The organism is Pandoraea sp. CB10b_02, assembly GCF_002216225.1.
GTDB classification, from domain to species: domain Bacteria; phylum Pseudomonadota; class Gammaproteobacteria; order Burkholderiales; family Burkholderiaceae; genus Pandoraea; species Pandoraea nosoerga.
The window spans coordinates 24,209-39,513 of sequence record NZ_NJGW02000007.1 but is presented as its reverse complement, the minus strand read 5'-3'; the positions used below and the strand labels follow the sequence as shown (position 1 = coordinate 39,513).

Here is a 15,305-nt window from a genome sequence, read left to right as displayed (position 1 = left end):
GACGGGGCGGATCGGGCGGACACACCGGCAATGAACGGGCGCTGCCGCGCGGCGTCCCGGAGGATATCTCATGCAATGGATCTCGGCGCTTGTCGCCGGCCTGGGGCTCGGCAGCATGTACGGCCTCATGGCACTCGGCTTTCATCTGACTTTCGCCGTGAGCGCGACAGTCAATTTCGCGCAAGGCAGCTCGATGATGCTCGGCGCCGTACTCGCGTACACCTTCGCGCAGACGCTCGGGTGGCCGATGCCGCTGGCCATCGCTGCGGCGCTCGCGCTTTGCGCCGTCTACGGGCTGGTGGTCGAGCGGCTCGCCGTGCAGCCATTCGTGCGGCGCGGCTCGAGCGCGTGGCTCATGGCGACGGTGGCACTGGGCATCGTGCTCGATAACCTCGTGATGCTGACGTTCGGCACGGAGCCGCGCAGCTTGCCGTCGCCGCTCGCGCAAAGCGCGCTGCAAATCGGCGACGCCGGCCTGGGCGTCTACCCGCTGCAATTGCTGATTCCGGTGGTGGGGCTGGCGCTCGCCGCGTTGCTGCATTACGTGTTGCGCCGCTCGCGCTGGGGCGTGGCCATGCTCGCGGTGGTGCAGAACCGTGACGCCGCGCGGCTCATGGGCATTCCCATCCAGCGCACCATCGCAGGCGCCTTTGCAGTCTCGACGCTGCTCGCCGGCATTGCCGGCGTGCTGATCGCACCGCTGTTCAACGTGCAGGCCGATATGGGCACGGTGTTCGGCCTCAAGGCGTTCGCCGTGGCGATTCTCGGCGGCCTGTCCAGTGCATGGGGCGTGATGATCGCCGGTCTGCTGTTCGGCGTGACCGAAGCGATGATCACCGCGACGCTCGGATCGGGCTACACCCAGATCATTACGTTCGGTCTGGTCATCGTGCTGCTCGCGATGCGCCCGGACGGCATGTTCGGCCGCGCGGAGGTGCGCAAGGTATGAGCGATTCTTCTTTGCGACTGGCCTCGCGCTCCCCCCGGTCGTCGACACGCGCCGCTCGTCGCACCGCACGCAACGGTCTCGCCCTCACCGCGCTGCTCGCCGTCGCGTTGCTGGCGATGGCCGGCGCCGCGTGCGTGGTAAACGGCTACTTCGTGGTGGTGATCGCCGGCGTGGCGCTGCTGGCTGTGTGCGGCGTGGGTCTCAATCTTCTGCTGGGGCTCACGGGGCAGGTTTCGTTCGGCCACGTCGGTTTCTATGCGATCGGCGCCTACGCCGTGGCGATTCTCACGACACGGGCCGGCTGGCCGTTCTGGCCTGCATGGCTCGCCGGCGGCGCGCTCGCCGCTGCCACCGGGGCCTTGCTGGCCTTGCCCGCGCTTCGCGTGCGCGGTCCCGGTCTGGCGATGGTGACGATCGCCTTCGGCTTCATCGTCGAGCACGGTGCAGTCGAATGGCGTGGCCTGACGGGCGGCCAGAATGGCCTGATGGGCGTGATGCCGCCGGGCGTGTTCGGCATGGCAGGCAGCGAGCGGGTCGTGGCCGTGGCAGCACTGACCGTGCTCGCCGTGGCGCTGCTGGTCTATGCGCGCATCTCTCGCGGCGCGTGGGGCGCCGCCATGCGGGCGGTGCGCGACAGCGAAACGGCGGCAGCATCGATCGGCGTCGACCCGCTGATCGTCAAGACGGTGGCATTCGCGTTCTCCGCGTCACTCGCCGGCCTGGCCGGCGGCTTGTTCGCGCCGTTGCAGGGCATGGTCACGCCGGGCATGTTCTCGTTCCTCCAGTCGATTCTGTTCGTGCTGGTCGTGATGATTGGCGGGGCGGGCACGATCGCCGGGCCGCTGGTCGGCGCCGTGATCGTGGGCCTGCTGCCCGAATTTCTTGCCAGTCTCGAAAACCTGCGCCTGCTGTGCTTCGGGGTGTTGCTGCTGGCCGTGTTGTGGGGCGCGCCCAATGGCGTGGTTGGCGTGATCGGACAATGGTGGAAGGCGCGGCGGCGTGGCGTGCCGCACGACGCCAGCGCGGAAGCGGGCGCCACGGCAACCACGGACGCCGCGCTGACGTTGCCCGCGCTCGCGCCGTCACAACGCAAAGGACTCGCCGCGCACGCCCTGGCGATGACCTTCGGTGGCGTGAAAGCCGTGGCGGATCTTTCGTTCGAGTTGCCGCCGGCGCGGGTGACGAGCCTGATCGGCCCGAACGGCGCCGGCAAATCGACCGTCCTCAATATGCTCTCGGGCTTCTACCGGCCGCTCTCGGGCACCCGCTCGCTGGGCGCCGCCGACCTTCCCGCAAGAGGCGCTTGCGACAGCGCGCGGCGCGGCGTGGCGCGCACCTATCAGACGTCCCAGCTGTTCGGTGGCATGAGCGTGCTCGATAACGTGACGCTCGCGCTGAGTGCGGGCCGCCTCGGCGGGCTGCTCGGCATCTCCCGCATGCAGGGCGCGGCGCAGCGTGATGAGGCACTGGCGTTGCTGCGCTCGTGCGGCTATCGCGGCGACGTCGATCTGATGGCGGCCGATCTCGCGCACGTCGACCGCCGTCTCGTAGAGATCGCTCGGGCGTTGGCGACCCGCCCCAGCGTCTTGCTGCTCGACGAGCCGGCCGCCGGTCTTTCGACGCGGGACAAGGCGCAGTTGGGCAAGCTGTTGCGGCAGATCGCCGACAGTGGCGTGGCGGTGGGCCTCGTCGAGCACGATATGTCGCTCGTGATGGGCGTGTCGGATGGCATCGTCGTGATCGACGCGGGCCGCTTTCTCGCGCATGGCACCCCCGCCGCGATCCGCCACGACGAGCGCGTGCGGCAGGCCTATCTTGGGGTGTCCGCGGCGCAGGTGGGGACGCAGGCGGGAGCGCAAGTGCGGCGTGCGGCGTCCGCGGCGTCCGAGGTGCTCGGGGTTGGCAAGCTCACGGCCGGCTACGGCGCAGCGCCGGTGCTGCATGACATCTCGATTCAGGTGCGCGACGGGGAACTCGTCGCATTGCTCGGCGCCAACGGCGCGGGCAAGTCGACGCTCATGCGCTCGCTCGCGGGGCTGCATCGACCGGTGAGCGGCGGCATCACGTTCGATGGGCACGACCTGTCGCGTCTGGACGCCGCCAGGATCGCCGCATTGGGCGTCGTGCTCGTGCCCGAGGGACGTCAGGTATTTCCCGAGCTTTCGGTGCTCGATAACCTGCGGCTTGGCGCTTTTCCCTGCGGGCGGTTGCCGCGCGCCACGCTCGATGCCCGCGTCGAACAGATGTTTGCGCGCTACCCCCGCCTGCGAGAGCGTCAGCATCAGCGCGCCGGCCTGCTCTCCGGCGGCGAGCAGCAGATGCTGGCGATCGCGCGGGCGTTGATGTCGGCGCCCCGGGTCCTGTTGCTCGACGAACCGTCGTTGGGGCTGGCGCCGAAGGTCATCGCCGAGTTGTTCGCGTCGCTCGATGCATTGCGTCGCGAATCGCTCTCGATGCTGCTCGTCGATCAGATGGCCGCCATGGCACTGTCGATTGCCGAGCGCGGCTACGTGCTCGAGGAGGGGCGCGTGACGGTGAGCGGGTCGGCGAGCGAGCTCGCGGGTGACGCACGCCTTGCGGCCGCCTATCTCGGCGGCGCGCACGAGGCGGGAGCGGCGGCATGACGGCGCGTGACGGGGCGGGAGGAGTGAACGGCCCGGTGAACGGCCCGGTGAATGATCCGGTGAAGGGAACGGTAAATGGCGCTCGGCCTGCATCCGCGAGCGGACGCGCCGGTCTGGTGACGAGCCCGCACGGGCTGGCCAGCGCCGCGGGGCGCGATGTGCTGCGCCAGGGCGGCAACGCCATCGAAGCCGCCATCGCGATCGCGGCGGTGTTGTGCGTAACGATGCCGCACTTCACTGGCCTGGGCGGTGACGGCTTCTGGTTGCTGGCCGACGGAGCGTCCGGCGACGCGGCACCGCTCGCCATCTCCGGCATTGGGCAGGCAGCACGAGACCTGCCGCCGGGGCTGTCCAATGGCGATCCCATTCCCGTGCGAGGGCCGGCTTGCGCGCTGACGTCGGCCGCCACGGCCGCCGCGTGGGAGGCCGCGTACCGGGTGAGTCGCGAGCAGTGGGGCGGCACCCTGTCGTGGGCGTCGTTGTTGGCCCCGGCCATCGCCGCCGCCGACGACGGTTTCGCGACGAGCCGCTCGCAGGATTTCTGGTACACGTATCGCGCGGCCGAGATGGTCGACGCGTCGATCTGGCATGGCTTCGCACGGACGTTTCTGCCGGAGGGCCGCGCGCCCGCCGCCGGGGAGCGGTTCCGGCAACCGGCACTGGCGTGTACGCTACGGCGGCTGTCCGATGGCGGGCCACGCGAATTCTATGAAGGCGAACTGGCCGCGCGGATCGCGCGCGGGTTGCAGTCGGCCGGCTCGCCACTGACTCGCGAAGACCTTGCCGCAACGCGTGTGCATGTGTCACCCGCGCTGACGATGCCCTATGCCGGCGGCTTGCTGGCGACGTTGCCGCCGCCGACACAAGGGGTAACCACGCTGCAAATCATGGGCATTCTCGCCCGCAAGGGGCTCGAAGATTGCGCGCACGGTAGTGCAACGTACTACCACCGGCTGGTCGAGGCGGTCAAACAGGCGTTCATCGATCGCGACCGCTACGTCGCGGACCCGGAGTTCGCGGACGTGCCCGTGACGACCATGTTGTCGGACGCCCGGCTCCGCGCGGCCGCATCGCGCATCGACGACGGTGCGGCGCTCGCGTGGCCGCATCGTTTTCGCGAGGGCGACACCGTCTACTTCGCGGCGACGGACGCCGCCGGTCGCGCCGTCAGCGTATTGCAAACGATTTATTTCGACTGGGGCAGTGGCGTGATGGCGGGAGACACCGGTGTGCTGTGGCACAACCGGGGCGCGGCGTTTCACCCCGCAGGCAGTGCGCATCCGAACGCGCTCATGCCCGGCAAGCGGCCATTTCACACCCTCAATCCGGGCATGTACCTTCAGGGCGGCCGGCCGCGTTTGCTCTACGGCACTCAGGGCGCTGACGGCCAGCCCCAGACACTGAGCGCGCTGCTCACGCGCCTGATCGACTACGGGATGGCCCCGCACGAGGCGTTATCGCATCCCCGCTTCCTGCTCGGCCGAACATTCTCCGACAGCCGGGACAATCTCAAACTGGAAAGCGATGCCGGGCCAGCCGTGTTCGCGGCACTGGCCGAACTCGGCCATGCCGTGGCGCCCTTGCCGGGCCATAGTCCGCTCGCGGGTCAGGCCGGTGTTATCGCCATTGCAAACGACGGTCTCGCAACAGGGGCTCACGATCCGCGCAGCGATGGGGCGGCGATGGCGGTGTAGCGTCCGCGCGCACCCCTGGGCCACGCGAGCGGCCCGCCCCACGGAGCCGGTACAATCGGGGGCAAATAGCTCAGGCCACCACTTGCGATGACGTCTGCTTCACCTGTCCGATTCCTGTCGTCCCCCCTCTTGTCCACGCCCTCGCCAACCCCCTCATCCACGCCCTCGTCCGCCATTTCGGGGCGCTCCGTTTCGCCTTGCCGTCGGGTATGGAGCCTCGCCGCGCTCGCCACGCTCGCCGCAGCACTCGCTGGCTGCGCCGGCCCTCGGCCGGGCGCCACGTCGCCCGCCGCGAGCGCGCCGGTGGCCGCGCCAAGCCCGCCCGGCGCAAGCGCACCGGCGGCCGAGGCCCCGCAAGCGTCCGCGCCGCTGCCCTGGTGCGTGCAAACCGCCCTGCGCGAGGAAGACGACCTCATGCGCAACTTCGGCGGCATCCCCGCCGGCGTTCGGCGCATCGAGGAAACGCGCTTCATCGCCAGCTACGATCGCAGCACCGGCAAGGTCGGGCCGCTCGACAACGGCAATCGCTTCGTGATGGAGTTCGACCCGCAGGGCCACCTGCTCACGAGCACCGACCGCGGCCACTACGCCTACGATGCGGCGGGCCGCCTGCGCAGTATCGACGGGGCGCCCGTGGACTGGGAGGGCGCCGACACCTGGGTCGTGCATGGCGCCTCGCGACGCGAAGCGTGGAAGGAACAGGTGCGCGTGCAAGGCGATCACCTCGAGTGGACCCGCCGCACCATCGCCGGCGGGAACGGGCCGCACCGCCGCCGTCCGGGCAGCCTGCAGGCGCGACGCTTCGACGATGAGTGCTTTGCATTGTCGCGCCAGTGGGACGCGCCCAACGAAGCGCGCCAGGTCGTCACGGCAGACGGCAAGGTGCGCGCTGCCCCGAAGGTGGTGTCCTATCGCACGTTCTCCAGCGTCGAGCGCAAGCCCGACGGCGGCCGCGTGGTGCGGGACAACGGCGCCGCGGCCTTCATCGACGGGCAATGGCTGCCGCTCGCATGGGACAACGAGGTCGCCGAATATTCGCCGCGTCACGAGTTGACGCGCGTCACGCGCACCGATGCGGCCACGGGCGAGCGCCATGTGTCCGAATACCACTACAGGCACGACAGCCGCGGCAACGTCGTGCGCGTGGTCATCACGTCGCCTGGCGCGCCGGGCGAGCGCATCGACCCGTTCGCCAACGTCTTCGTGCGCAAACTGACGTACTACGACCCGGCGCCGGGCGCCCGTCCGGCCGACGGCCCGCTTACGTCGGCAAGGTAAACCGGAAGGTCGCTCCCTGCCCGCCGGGGGCGGGGGTCTCCACCAGGGAGATACGCCGTCCGTGCAGTTGCAGGATGCGATGCACGATCCGCAATCCCAGCCCGCCTTCGCGGCGGGCGCCCCCCACCGTGAAGGGCCGCTCGAAGAGCCCTTCGCGCGCGCTCTCCGGAATACCCGGCCCCGTGTCGCTCACCAGCACTTCGATCTCTGCCCCCATCGGCGCCACGGCCACGGTGATCGCCCCGCCTGCGGGCGTATAGCGCAGCGCGTTGTCGAGCAGGTTCGTCAACACGCGCTCGATAAGGCCGAGGTCGGCGCGCGCAGGCGGAATCTGCGGCGCGAGCGCCGCACGCAGGGCCACGCCGCGCGACTCGGCGCTCAGTTCGAATTTCTGGAAAACGTCCTGAATCAGATCGGTGACCGAGAACGGTTCGGCCTCGGGCTGCACGAAGCCGTGCTCGAGGCGCGCCAGCTCGAATAGCGACTGCGCGAGCGCCCCTACCTTGCGACTCTGATCGAGCGCGATGCCGAGATAGCGCCGCCGCTCGTCGGGGGTGAGTGCGGCGTCCTTGAGCGACAGCGTCTCGAGGTAGCCGTGCAGCGACGACAGCGGGGTGCGAAGGTCATGCGAAATATTGGCGATCAGCTCGCGCCGCTCCTGGTCCTGCCGCGTAAGCGTGCGCCACTGCTCGCCAAGGCGCTCGACCATCTGCCGGAACGCACGCTCGAGCACCATGATCTCGTCGTTCGGGCGCGCCTGCTGCGACGCCAGCGCATCGGCCGACATGGCCGGCAACGGTACGGGCGCCGCGTCGATGTCGAACTCGCGTACAGTGTCCGTGAGTCGCCGCAACGGCCGCGTGATGAGCGCGAAAGCGGTCAGGCCGGCCAGCAAACACAGCGCGGCCACCATGCCGATCGACCACAGCGCCGTATTGAGCGCCACGCTCGTCGCGCCGCGCGCGGCAAAGCGATCGTGCGCCTCGCCGAGCAATACGACATAGACGTAGCCGACGTCGCGCCCATCCACCCGCAGCGGCGCGGCGCTGAACACTTTGCGCGCCTGGGCATTGCGCGGGTCATCGCCGTAGATCGGCAGAGCGCCGCCGTCGAGCAATCGGCGCACGGGCGCCAGATCGACCTGCATGCGACGCAGGTGTCCCTGCGGCGCCGCATGTCCCGTGATGCGTCCCTGCTCGTCGAGCAGATACACCTCGACACTCGGGTTGACCACCATCAGCTGGCCGAACAGACGCCGCACGGCGTCAGGCTTCATGCCGTTCGCGTCCATGAGTTGCGCATTGGCTGCGATGTGTTCCGCGAGTCCTCGCGAGAGACCCTGAATGACCTCGGCTTCATGCATGCGATTGGCGCGCACCTGCATCCAGGCGGACGTGCCGCTGCACACCAGCAGCAGCAGGGCGAAAACGAGCGACAGGCGCTGCGTGAGGGAGAGGTTCCAGCGGCGCATCAGACGGCTCCCGCGTCGGCGCCCGGCTCGCCCTGCGCGCCCGGGCCGTCGGCGGCGAACCGGTAGCCGCGGCCCCAAACCGTAAGGATGCGCGCGGGCTGCGCCGGGTCCGCCTCGATCTTCGCGCGCAGGCGGTTGATGTGCGTGTTGACAGTGTGCTCGTACCCTTCGTGCTGATAGCCCCATACGGCATTGAGCAGGTCCATGCGCGAGAACACCTTGCCGGGCTGGCGCGCGAAGAAGTAGAGCAGGTCGAACTCGCGCGGCGTGAGATCGAGTCGCCTGCCCGCCAACGACGCCTCGCGGGCGATCGGATCGATGAACAGGCCCGCGATCGCGAGGCTGCCCGCCTCCATGCGAGCGTTGCGTGCGAGCGCATCGACGCGGCGCATGAGCGCCTTGACGCGCGCCACGAGCTCCAGCACCGAGAACGGCTTGGCCAGATAGTCGTCCGCCCCCAGCTCCAGCCCGAGAATCCGGTGGACTTCGCTCGAGCGCGCGCTCGTGATGATGATGGGGGTGTAGCGCGTCATTTCCCGTGCGCGACGGCAGATCTCCAGGCCGTCCACGCCGGGCAGCATCAGATCGAGGATCAAGGCGTCCCAGCCGCCTTCGGCGAGGCGTCGCAGACCTTCGTCGCCGTCGGCGCAGTGCACGACTTCGAAGCGCTCATCGCGCAAATGCAGCGTGAGCAGGTCGGCGATATGCACGTCGTCTTCGACGAGCAGGACACGGCGCGGCGATTCCATCGGCTGGACGGCTCCCGGGAGAGTGGGTCTTGGAGGCCCCATTGTGCGCAGATCGGGCACCGTGAGGTATCACGAATTGTTTAATTTTACGTGAGGACTTCGCCATCGCCGGCGCACTACCCTTCAGTCATCGTTCAATCATCGATCCGGCGCCGCGCTGCGCCGTGTGCCACGAACGGCCCGCGCCCCACGCCGGATTCGCCACTCACCGGAGGATGTCATGAAGCTGTCTCATCGCCGCCCGCCCGACACCCGGCGCGCGGCCATCACCCCCGCCGGGCGGAGCCCCTCGCGGCGCGTCTTCCTGCTCAGCGCCACCGCCGCGGCCGCGGCTGTTGCCGCGGGGCTGGCGCCGCGCCTCGCGCGCCCGGCGCGCGCCGAGGACGCTCGCGGCGCGCGGCCGGTAGAGCGTTTCGAGGTGGCCCTCAGCGACGCCGAATGGCGCCAGCGTCTGAGCCCGGCGCAGTACGAGATCCTGCGTCGGGAAGGCACGGAGCGGCCGTATTCGAGCCCGCTCAACGACGAACACCGCGCCGGCATCTTCGCGTGTGCCGGCTGCGCGCAAGCGCTCTTTTCCTCGCGCACGAAGTTCGAGAGCCACACTGGCTGGCCGAGCTTCTGGACGCCGCTCGAGCGCGCCGTGGGCACACGCGCCGACCGGAGCTTCGGCATGGTTCGCACGGAAGTCCATTGCAGCCGCTGCGGCGGGCATCTGGGCCATGTGTTCGATGACGGTCCGAAACCGACCGGCCTGCGCTATTGCATGAATGGGCTGGCCATGACGTTCCATCCGCAAGCCGCCTGAACGTCCCCCCGCCACCGGACATCGGTGCGCCGCCGGGGCGCCTGTCCTCGAAAAACCACGCGTCGCCCACAAGAGGCGACGCCCCAAGGAGCGCTTCATGACCTTGCTCGTCCTCGCCTACCTCGGCGGGATTCTGACCATCGTCAGTCCATGCATTCTGCCGGTGCTGCCGTTCGTGTTCTCGCGCGCCGGCCAGTCGTTCTCGCGCAGCGTGCTGCCCATGCTCGCGGGCATGGTGGCGATGTTCGCCCTCGTCGCCACCCTCGCCGCCGTGGGCGGCAACTGGGTAGTGCAGGCGAACCAGTACGGCCGCTGGCTGGCGCTCGCCCTCGTTGCCCTGTTCGGCGCCACGCTGCTGTTCCCGAAGCTCGCCGAACGCCTCACGCACCCGCTCGTCTCCTATGGCGACCGTCTGTCGCAATCGGCGCGGGACCGCGCCGGCGAGGCTGCCGACGCCCGCGCACGGCCCGGGGCGTCGTTCCTGCTCGGCATTGCCACCGGCCTGCTGTGGGCGCCGTGCGCCGGGCCGATCCTGGGGCTGCTGCTCACCGGTGCGGCACTGCAAGGTGCGAGCATTGGCACGACGCTGTTGCTCGCCGCCTATGCCGCCGGTGCCGCCACCTCGCTCGCATTGGCGCTGCTCGTCGGCGGGCGCGTGTTCGTCGCCATGAAGCGCTCGCTGGGCGCCGGGGAATGGATACGCCGCGGGCTCGGCGGCCTGATGCTCGCCGGCGTTGTCGCCATCGCGCTCGGTCTCGACACCGGCTTGCTCGCCCAGCTCTCCACCGCTTCGACGGGCGGCATCGAACAGAAGCTCGTCGAACGACTGGGCACGCGACGCCCCCCGGCGGACCCACCGCGAGGCGACACCCTCTCGAACGCCGGCGCGGATGCCCGCGCGAACGCCAACGGCGGCGGTGCCGCCATGGCCGCAGCTAACACCCTGAACGCCCTGAACACCGCGAACGATGCGAACGGTGCGAACGGTGCGATGGCGCGCACCGCTGCCGCGGCTGCCAACGCCGCACCGCTGCCGGTGGAGGGCCGGCTTCCCTCGCTCGACGGCGCCGTGCAATGGCTCAACTCGCCGCCGCTCTCGGCGCAGGCGTTGCGCGGCAAGGTCGTGCTCGTCGACTTCTGGACGTACTCGTGCATCAATTGCCTGCGCACGCTGCCCTACGTGAGAGCGTGGGCGCAGAAATATCGCGACCAGGGCCTCGTCGTCATCGGCGTTCACGCGCCGGAATTCGCCTTCGAGCGCAATATCGGCAACGTCAGGAAAGCGGTGGCCGACCTTGGCGTCAACTACCCGGTGGCGATCGACAACGATTACGCCATCTGGCGTGGCTTCAATAATCAGTACTGGCCGGCGCACTACTTCGTCGACGCGCAGGGCCGCGTGCGTTATCACCATTTCGGCGAGGGCAACTACGCCGAATCCGAGCGCGTGATCCAGCAGTTGCTGCGCGAAGCCGGCGCCACGCACGTCGCCGGCGGCATTGCCGCGGTGCGAGCCGACGGCGTACAGCAGGCGGCCGACATGCGCGACGTTCGCTCGCCGGAAACCTATCTGGGCTATGCGCGCGCGGAGAACTTCGCGTCGCCCGGCGGCGCCGTGCGGGACCGGGCGAGCGACTATCGCGCGCCCACCTCGCCGTCGCTCAATGCCTGGGGGCTGGCCGGCAACTGGCGCGTGGGCCCCGAGCAGGCGACGGCAACGCAGGCCGGTGCTCGCATTGTCTACCGCTTCCACGCCCGCGATCTGCACCTCGTGCTCGGCCCGGACGCGAGCGGCAAGTCCGTGCGCTTTCGGGTGCGCGTCGACGGCGAAGCGCCCGGCGACGCTCATGGCGCGGACGTCGCCGCCGACGGTACGGGCACCGTGACTTCACAGCGCCTCTATCAACTGGTGCGCCAGCCCGGCGATGTGCACGACCGCACCTTCAGCATCGAGTTTCTCGATCCGGGCGTGTCGGCTTACGCCTTCACCTTTGGTTAAACGCGCGGTATTGCCCGCCGCGCAAGGCTCATGAGCCGACTATCGTAGCTAACGAGGCGTCCGCCGACGCCGGGAGATTTCCAGATGAGACCCTTCGATCCGCTTCAATCGTCAGCGCCGTCCCCGGCATCGGGACACGATCAGCGCCATCCGCAACCGTCGATGCACCGCAAGCCGCCTGCCCTGTCGCCTGCCCCCCGTGCCGTGCGCCGCGCGCTTCTCGGCGCCGCAGCGCTCGCGGCCGGTGTTCTCGCGTGGCAAGTCGGCGCGTTTGCGTCTGGCGGGTCCGAGCCGGCCGTCGTGATTGCGGCGCCCAAGCTCGACGAACCGGCCAGCGGCGCGCGCACCGAAACGGCGGTGTTTGCCGGCGGCTGCTTCTGGGGTGTTCAGGGCGTGTTCCAGCATGTGCGCGGCGTCACGCGGGCCGTCTCCGGCTACGCGGGCGGCACGGCTGGAACCGCTGACTATGAGACGGTGAGCAGCGGCACGACCGGGCACGCGGAATCGGTGCAAGTCACGTTCGATCCGCAACAGGTCTCTTACGGGAAGCTGCTGCAAATCTACTTCTCGGTCGCGCACGACCCGACCGAACTCAACCGGCAGGGGCCCGACACCGGCACGCAATATCGCTCGGCCGTCTTCCCCATGAGCGACGCGCAGCGCCGCGTGGCCGAAGCCTATATCGCACAGCTCGACGCCGCCCGCGCCTACGGCAAACCGATCACGACGAAAGTGGAGAAGTACACGGGCTTCTACCCCGCGGAGGCCTACCATCAGGACTTCCTCACCGAGCATCCGACGTATCCGTATATCGTCATCAACGATCTGCCCAAGGTGAAGGCGCTCAGGCAGCACTTCCCTGCCCAGTATCGGGATACGCCGGCGCTGGTGAAAACGGCGTCAGCAAAGTGACGCGAGCATGAGGGGCGCACGCACGACGGGCGCACGCAGGAGGAGCGCACGCAGGAGGGGCGCATGCACGAGGGACAGCCGCCCCGCTCCTCGCTCCGTGCGCCTCGCGCTTCTCACTTCGGCGCGTCGGCGAGCTTGTAGACGCGCAGACGGTGACCATCGGGGTCGGACGCCACGAACGTGCGGCCGAAGTCCATCGTCGTCGGCGGTTGCAAAATCGTGATGCCGCGGCGGCTCCAGTCCTCCCAGGTCGCGTCCACGTGCGCATTGGACGCGACCGGCAGAACGACCTCGCTGCCGCCCGGCGGCGCAATCACGGTGGGCGCCACGCCGTAGCGCGCCCATAGTCCGAGCTTCAGGCCCGACGGGAAGACGAACAGCGCGAAACCGGGCGACGCCTCGACCGGCTCGAGATCGAACAGATCGGCGTAAAACGCCGCGCTTTCGGGGGGACTTGCCACATACAGAATGACCATGTTCGGGTGCAACATGACGAAGCTCCTGTCGTTTTGAATGACTGACATGTCGCCGCCGGGCCGCCGTTCGCGGCGTCGCCGTGCGCTGTCATGAACGCCATCCTACGAAGGGCTGCTGTCAGTTTTTGTCAGCAGTCGAACGTCGATGTGAAACGTCGGGCGGCATGCGCGGCGCCCGACCGGCACGCCGGCTCATTCGCGTCCCATCGTCTCGCGCCAGTGCTTGAGCAAGGCGCGTCGGCCGCGCGGATAGCGGATGTCGGTCACGGTCATCGTCTCGATGCGGTCGGCCCGGAAGTGACGGAACCCGTCGCGCAATTCACACCACGCGACGATCATGCGCACGCGTTCGAAAAAGCCCAGCGCGAACGGCCAGATGATGCGCTCGGACACGCGTCCCGCCTCGTCGCGGTATGAGAGCTGGAGCTTGCGCTCTGCGCGGATGGCCTCGCGGATCACGGTCAGATCGACGATCATCGGCGGCAGCGGATCGCCGGGTCCGATGAGCAGCGTCGACGTTTCGAGCGACGCCCGCAAATCGGGCGGCAGCACGGCCGCGATCTTGGCGAGCGCGTTGGCGGCCGCTTCGGCCAGCGCGCCGTCGGTGCGCCTGGCCACCCAACGCGAGCCAAGCACGATGGCTTCGATCTCCTCCTCGGAGAACATCAGCGGCGGCAGCATGAAGCCCGGTTTGAGTACGTAGCCGAGTCCCGGCGCGCCTTCGATGTGCGCGCCCTGCGCCTGGAGCATGGCGATGTCGCGATACAGCGTGCGCAAGCTCACGCCGAGCGCATCGGCCAGCGCCGCCCCCGCCACCGGGTAGCGATGACGGCGCAGTAGCTGCATCAGGGCAAAGAGGCGTTGTGTGCGGGACATGGCGCGTCATTATGCGCCATGTCCGGGCGTGCGGCATGTCACGACGGGGCGTCGTGCCGACTTACTTCTGCCGCAGTTGCCGCACGATTTCCGAGTTCACGTCGCCCGGCTGTCCGCCGTAGGCCACTCGCAGGTAGTTGCTCAATTCCGCGATCTGGGCGTCGGTGAGGCGCTTGTCGAAACCGGGCATGTCCTGCATCGCTTCGAGGCCCGGGAATTTCTGCGGCTCGATGCCGTCGAGAATGGCCACGATCAGGTTACGCGGGTCCTTCTGGCGCACCGTCGAGTTGCCGAGCATCGATACCGCAACGTGCGGCTTTCCCGTGCCGTCCGCCGCGTGGCAGCCCGCGCACACGGCGAGATACAGGTTGCGGCCCGCGGCGAGCTTGCTCGTGTCCGGACTTTGCGGCAGAGGCGAAGGCGCGGGCGGGGCGTCGCCGAGCAGGTAGGTCGACAGCGCGCGCAGATCATCGGGCGTGAGGTATTGCGTGCTCAGATGCACGACAGGGTACATCTCGCCGAACGCTGAGCCCTGCGGTGCGATGCCCGTACCGAAGAACGTCTGCAGGTCCTTGACCGTCCAGCCGCGCGCCGCCAGCGCTTCGGGTGTCAGATCGGGCGCGGCGATACGGGCGAGTGCGGCGCCGCCGAGCGGCTTCGCACCGTCGAGCTGCCCGAAGGTGCCGCGCGGCGTGTGGCACTCGGCGCAGTGGCCCAGCGCGTTCGCCAGATAGCGCCCGCGCAGCCAGTCGGCCGACTGGCCCTTCGAGGCGTCGGGCAGCGAGTCCTTCAGAAACAGCCAGTCCCATGCGCGCATGCCGAAGCGCATGTTGTACGGGAAGGACAGCTCGTGCTTGCGGTTGGGCACCGCCGCGGGCCTCACCGACATGAGGTAGGCGTAGATCGCATCGCTGTCCGCGCGCGTCATCTGCCGGTAGGACGTATACGGCATGGCCGGGTACAGCGTCTTGTCGGGTGCGACGCCCTCGTGCAGGGCACGATAGAAATCGTCGGACGTCCACTTGCCGATGCCATGGTCCTTGTCCGGCGTGATGTTCGTGCCATAGAACGTGCCGAATGGCGACTTGAGCGGCACGCCGCCCGCGAACGGTGCGCCGTCCGCACTGGTGTGACACGCCGCGCAGTCGGCCGCGCGCGCCAGATACTTGCCGCGCGCGATCAGCTCGGACGGCGCTTTCGCGCCCGAGGGCGGCGCGCCGGATGCGCCGGATGCGCCGGATGCGTCGGATGCGCGGGGCGTAGCGGGCGAGGTGGCTGCCGCGGCAGACGCGCCTGGAGACGCCTGCGCCTGCGCGGCCGTCGCGCTCGTGACGAGCGAGGGCATCATCGACGTCTTCGGTCTGGGCGGCTGCGCCGGCTCGGGAGGCTTGGGAGCGTTCGAGTCGTTGCACGCCGCAACGAGCAGCACGACGGCAAGGCTCGCGACGCGTGCGCTCCACCGGGTGGCGCGA

Annotated in this window: 12 protein-coding genes; 7 read left to right on the top strand and 5 right to left on the bottom strand. The window is 69.2% G+C overall.

The window, feature by feature from the left end; translation table 11 throughout:
- Positions 1–70: 70 nt before the first annotated feature.
- The 4 genes from CDN36_RS09300 to CDN36_RS09285 all read left to right on the top strand — a co-directional run bounded on the left by CDN36_RS09300 (position 71) and on the right by CDN36_RS09285 (position 6,545).
- Positions 71–949, top strand: coding sequence for a branched-chain amino acid ABC transporter permease (locus CDN36_RS09300; protein WP_287496578.1), 879 nt, complete (start codon positions 71–73; stop codon positions 947–949).
- Entirely contained in the window at positions 946–3,573 is a 2,628-nt protein-coding gene (locus CDN36_RS09295) for a branched-chain amino acid ABC transporter ATP-binding protein/permease (protein ID WP_287496577.1), read from the top strand. Before CDN36_RS09300 ends, CDN36_RS09295 begins: the two co-directional genes overlap by 4 nt.
- Complete coding sequence (locus tag CDN36_RS09290; protein ID WP_287496576.1) at positions 3,570–5,267, top strand: gamma-glutamyltransferase family protein; 1,698 nt, start codon at positions 3,570–3,572, stop codon at positions 5,265–5,267. The genes CDN36_RS09295 and CDN36_RS09290 overlap by 4 nt, the downstream gene beginning before the upstream one ends.
- A 303-nt stretch (positions 5,268–5,570) precedes the next feature.
- Positions 5,571–6,545, top strand: coding sequence for a hypothetical protein (locus CDN36_RS09285; protein WP_287496575.1), 975 nt, complete (start codon positions 5,571–5,573; stop codon positions 6,543–6,545).
- On the opposite strand, the gene CDN36_RS09280 is transcribed toward CDN36_RS09285, so the two are convergent.
- A complete protein-coding gene (locus tag CDN36_RS09280) occupies positions 6,529–8,016 on the bottom strand; it encodes a HAMP domain-containing sensor histidine kinase (RefSeq protein WP_287496574.1) in 1,488 nt (495 codons plus the stop codon). The two genes, CDN36_RS09285 and CDN36_RS09280, sit on opposite strands and share 17 nt — an antisense overlap.
- Positions 8,016–8,765: a response regulator transcription factor gene (locus CDN36_RS09275; protein ID WP_287496573.1), complete on the bottom strand. Its 750-nt coding sequence runs from the start codon at positions 8,763–8,765 to the stop codon at positions 8,016–8,018. The genes CDN36_RS09280 and CDN36_RS09275 overlap by 1 nt, the downstream gene beginning before the upstream one ends.
- A 220-nt stretch (positions 8,766–8,985) precedes the next feature.
- Here CDN36_RS09275 and msrB point away from each other — a divergent pair, with 220 nt between their 5' ends.
- From msrB to msrA, 3 genes are all read left to right on the top strand, one after another.
- A complete protein-coding gene (gene msrB / locus CDN36_RS09270) occupies positions 8,986–9,570 on the top strand; it encodes a peptide-methionine (R)-S-oxide reductase MsrB (RefSeq protein ID WP_287496572.1) in 585 nt (194 codons plus the stop codon).
- Positions 9,571–9,667: 97 nt separating this feature from the next.
- Positions 9,668–11,569, top strand: coding sequence for a cytochrome c biogenesis protein DipZ (locus tag CDN36_RS09265; protein ID WP_287496571.1), 1,902 nt, complete (start codon positions 9,668–9,670; stop codon positions 11,567–11,569).
- A gap of 162 nt (positions 11,570–11,731) precedes the next feature.
- Positions 11,732–12,481 (top strand): peptide-methionine (S)-S-oxide reductase MsrA, encoded by a 750-nt coding sequence (gene msrA / locus CDN36_RS09260; protein ID WP_287496664.1) that lies wholly within the window; start codon positions 11,732–11,734, stop codon positions 12,479–12,481.
- Positions 12,482–12,594: 113 nt separating this feature from the next.
- Here msrA and CDN36_RS09255 read toward each other — a convergent pair whose 3' ends face one another.
- From CDN36_RS09255 to CDN36_RS09245, 3 genes are all read right to left on the bottom strand, one after another.
- Complete coding sequence (locus CDN36_RS09255) at positions 12,595–12,972, bottom strand: VOC family protein (RefSeq protein WP_150557472.1); 378 nt, start codon at positions 12,970–12,972, stop codon at positions 12,595–12,597.
- Between the two features lie 177 nt (positions 12,973–13,149).
- Positions 13,150–13,833: a helix-turn-helix transcriptional regulator gene (locus CDN36_RS09250; protein ID WP_150557465.1), complete on the bottom strand. Its 684-nt coding sequence runs from the start codon at positions 13,831–13,833 to the stop codon at positions 13,150–13,152.
- 61 nt (positions 13,834–13,894) lie between these two features.
- On the bottom strand, positions 13,895–15,178 hold the full coding sequence (locus CDN36_RS09245) for a c-type cytochrome (protein ID WP_502920356.1): 1,284 nt from the start codon (positions 15,176–15,178) through the stop codon (positions 13,895–13,897).
- Between the last annotated feature and the right edge of the window lie 127 nt (positions 15,179–15,305).